Origin of the sequence: Streptomyces sp., assembly GCF_050698815.1 — a bacterium.
In the GTDB taxonomy this organism is placed as follows: domain Bacteria; phylum Actinomycetota; class Actinomycetes; order Streptomycetales; family Streptomycetaceae; genus Streptomyces.
The window spans coordinates 1-3,289 of sequence record NZ_JBOHCV010000668.1 but is presented as its reverse complement, the minus strand read 5'-3'; the positions used below and the strand labels follow the sequence as shown (position 1 = coordinate 3,289).

Annotated in this window: 4 protein-coding genes; 2 read left to right on the top strand and 2 right to left on the bottom strand. The window is 72.5% G+C overall.

What is annotated here, in order from left to right:
• Positions 1 to 1,370 (top strand): glycosyl hydrolase family 65 protein (locus ACRDP3_RS24005; RefSeq protein WP_431519083.1); only part of this gene is annotated, 1,370 nt, incomplete at its 5' end.
• 58 nt (positions 1,371 to 1,428) lie between these two features.
• Here the strand turns inward: ACRDP3_RS24005 and ACRDP3_RS24000 are convergent.
• Positions 1,429 to 1,932, bottom strand: a complete 504-nt coding sequence (locus tag ACRDP3_RS24000; RefSeq protein WP_431519082.1) for an NUDIX hydrolase — start codon at positions 1,930 to 1,932, stop codon at positions 1,429 to 1,431.
• 185 nt (positions 1,933 to 2,117) lie between these two features.
• Positions 2,118 to 2,822 (bottom strand): helix-turn-helix domain-containing protein, encoded by a 705-nt coding sequence (locus tag ACRDP3_RS23995; RefSeq protein ID WP_431519081.1) that lies wholly within the window; start codon positions 2,820 to 2,822, stop codon positions 2,118 to 2,120.
• A gap of 139 nt (positions 2,823 to 2,961) precedes the next feature.
• On the opposite strand from ACRDP3_RS23995, the gene ACRDP3_RS23990 reads away from it, so the two are divergent.
• The coding region (locus ACRDP3_RS23990) for an FAD-dependent oxidoreductase (RefSeq protein ID WP_431519080.1) at positions 2,962 to 3,289 on the top strand (328 nt) is incomplete at its 3' end.

Sequence of the window (3,289 nt, the reverse complement as noted above, 5' to 3'; positions counted from 1 at the left end):
AGTGCCACAGCGTGGACCCGCCGCACTGCCGCACCCAGAATCATCTGCAGAGCGACATCTCGCTGGCCACCTGGCAGTACTACCTGGCGACCGACGACACCGCATGGCTGCGCGAGCGCGGCTGGCCCGTGCTCAAGGGGATCGCCGACTTCTGGGCGAGCCGCGTCAGCAAGAACAGCGATGGCAGCTACTCCGTCAAGAACGTCGCGGGCCCCGACGAGTACAGCAACGGCGTCGATGACGGCGTCTTCACCAACGCGGGCGCCGCCAAGTCGCTGCGGCACGCCGCCCGCGCGGCCCGTCTGCTGGGCGAGCAGGCACCGGCGAAGTGGACGAAGATCGCCGACAAGCTGCGCATCCCCTACGACAAGAAGAAGCAGGTCTTCCAGCAGTACGACGGCTACAAGGGCTCGACCATCAAGCAGGCCGACACGGTGCTGCTGCAGTACCCGCTGGAATGGCCGATGTCCAAGCAGTCCGCACGCAAGACCCTCGACTACTACGCCGCCCGCACCGACCCCGACGGTCCCGCGATGACGGACTCCGTGCACGCCATCGACGCCGCGCAGAACGGCGAGCCGGGCTGTGCGACGAACACCTATCTGAAGCGCTCCATCGAACCGTTCGTGCGCGGCCCCTATTCGCTCTTCTCCGAGGCACGCGGCGAGAAGGCGGGCGCCAACGACCCGCTGGCAGGCCAGCCGGCGCAGGACTTCCTCACCGGCAAGGGCGGCTTCCTGCAGGTCTTCACCAACGGCCTGACCGGGCAGCGGCTGCGCGAGGGGAAGCTCAAGCTCGACCCCATGCTGCCGCCCCAGCTGTCCAAGGGCGTCACGCTCAAGGGGCTGCGCTGGCAGGGCCGTACGTACGACATCGCACTCGGCGCGCACCAGACCACTGTGCGGCTGACGCAGGGCAAGCCGTTCACGCTGGACACCCCGCAGGGCGACCAGGTGGTCAGCGAGGGTGTCCCCACAGTGCTCAAGACCCGTCGGCCCGACCTGACTCCGACCGGGAACCTGGCCCGCTGCCGGCCGGCGACGGCGTCCTCCGAGGAGTCCGGCATGTACGCCGGCGCAGCGGTCGACGGCAGCGCGGCCACCTCCTGGACGCCGGACGGCAAGAAGGGCTCGCTCACGGTCCGGCTGAACAAGGCCGTCAGGGACGGCGGGATCACACCGCACTGGACCGGCACCGAGCCGGCGAGCCACCGGACCGAGGTCTCCACGGACGGCGAGCGCTGGCGGGCCGCCGATGACGCCGGCCGGCAGCGGCCGTTCCGCTACGTGCGCGTCTCGGTCACGGCGAAGGACGCGAAGAAGCCCGCCGGGATCGAGGAGTTGACGGTGACGGAGCCGAAGGGCAGGTGACCGGGCAGTCCGGGCGGTGCTCCACCGGAGCGCCGCCCGGCGCCGGACTCGCCGCCGCTCAGGGAGCCGCCCGGCACAGCCCGGCGATGTACTCGTCCACCGTCTGCACCAGGCCGCCGCCCGGCAGCGGCTCCTCACCGGCCCGCCAGTGCACCGCCGACACCTCGTCGTTGGGCGTGAACGGCTGCGGCTCGGCCGTCTCCGCGGTGAACACCGCCCCGTAGAGCACCCGACGGCGCGGCCCGAGCGCGGTGCGGGAATGGCCGACGAAGCGCAGCGCCTCCGCCGGAACCAGTTGACCGGTCTCTTCGCGCAACTCCCGTACGGCCGCGGCCCGGGGTGACTCACCGGGCTCGATGCCGCCCCCGGGCAGCTCCCAGCACTCCCGCTCCCGCTCGTACACCATCAGCACACGCTCTCCGTGCCACAGCACGACCAGCGCGTATCCCAGCGGCGCGTCCTCGAACCGCGCGTCCTCCGGGTGCCGCCGGGCGTCGTGGAAGGAGAGCAGGGCCATGTCGCGGGGCCCGGTGGCCAACGGCTGTGTCGCGGAGTCCGTCATGGCGGCAGCCTAGGGCGTGTTTTGAAAGTAGCGCCGTCCGCCCGATAGGGCGGGGCCCACGGCGTCTGGTGCGTGCAGCCGCAAGGCGGAGGATCGACCTCGTAGTGGGCTACTCGGTCGATTCGACAACGCAGCGGATGTGCGTGCCAGGCGTCGTGGGCCAGGCGGGACTTTCAAAACACGCCCTACGGGCGCCGGCCCAGGAGTTGCGTCACCGCTACCCCGGCCAGTGCTCTGACCTCGCGCGAGAGGTGGGCCTGGTCGGCGTATCCGGCGGTGATCGCGACCTCCGCCAGCGGCGTATCCCCGTCCGCCAGCCGCAGGGCCCGCCGCATCCGCAGCACCCGCGCCAAGTGCTTGGGCCCGTAACCGAAGGCGTCCAGGCAGCGCCGGTGCAACTGCCGTTCACCGAGCCCGACCCGGCGGGCCACCTCCGCAACGCCCCATCCGCGCCCGAGCAGATCCGCGACGGTCCCGGTCACGGACCCGGCGCGTGGCCCGTCTCCGCGGCGCTCCGTCAGCCGCTCGGCCGCGGCCGACTCCAGCACCCGCCCCGGCTGCGGCGCCCCGGCCACCCGTTCAGCCAGCAGCCGCACCGCCCGCTCCGGCCATACCGCGCTGAGCGGCACCCGCTGATCCCGCAGCTCGTACGCCCGTACGCCGAAGACCAGGGGCCCCACTCCCGGCGCGAGGCGCAGTCCGGTGAAGCGGTCACCGGCCTGCTCCCTGCTCAGGTGTGCCCGGCTGTCGGGGCCCGCGACGACCAGCGTCTCGTTCCACAGCAGCAGGTCCATGCAGCCGTCGGGCAGCACCCGCGACTCCCCGCCGGGTGCGTCGGTGCGTGACCACACCACCGCGCCGTCCAGCCGCGAGCGCCGTTCCCGGTACATGACCCCAGCATGCCGCGCGCCACCGACAATCCCGCTGCTCCGGTGCTCACATCCCGCGCGGGCCGGCGCTGAGCGCAGCGTTGCGCGGGGGAAACGGCGGGGATGCGGCCGGGTAACAGGCGCACCGCAGGCTCGTGCCATGACCTTGCGACAGCGTGTGGTGGTGATCGGCGGCGGCATGGCCGGCGCCCGGCTCGCCCAGCAGCTCGACGCCGCCGGCGTGGGAATCGACATCACCGTCGTCGGCGAGGAACCGCACGCCCCGTACAACAGGGTGCTGCTCGCAGACGTGCTCGCCGGGCAGTACGCCCCGGATGTCATCGCGCTGCCGGCCGCCGCAGGCGCCCGGTGGCTGCGCGGAGTGCGCGCCGTCCGCGTCGACCGGGCGGAGCGCCAGGTCGTCTGCGACGATGGCGGCGAGCTCGGCTACGACGCGCTCGTCCTGGCCACCGGCGCCAACCCCGTAC

Coding starts and splice junctions, on each gene's coding strand:
- ACRDP3_RS24000 (WP_431519082.1), bottom strand. CDS start 1,932: ATGACGGACTCCGCGACACAGCCGTTGGCCACCGGGCCCCGCGACATG.
- ACRDP3_RS23995 (WP_431519081.1), bottom strand. CDS start 2,822: ATGTACCGGGAACGGCGCTCGCGGCTGGACGGCGCGGTGGTGTGGTCA.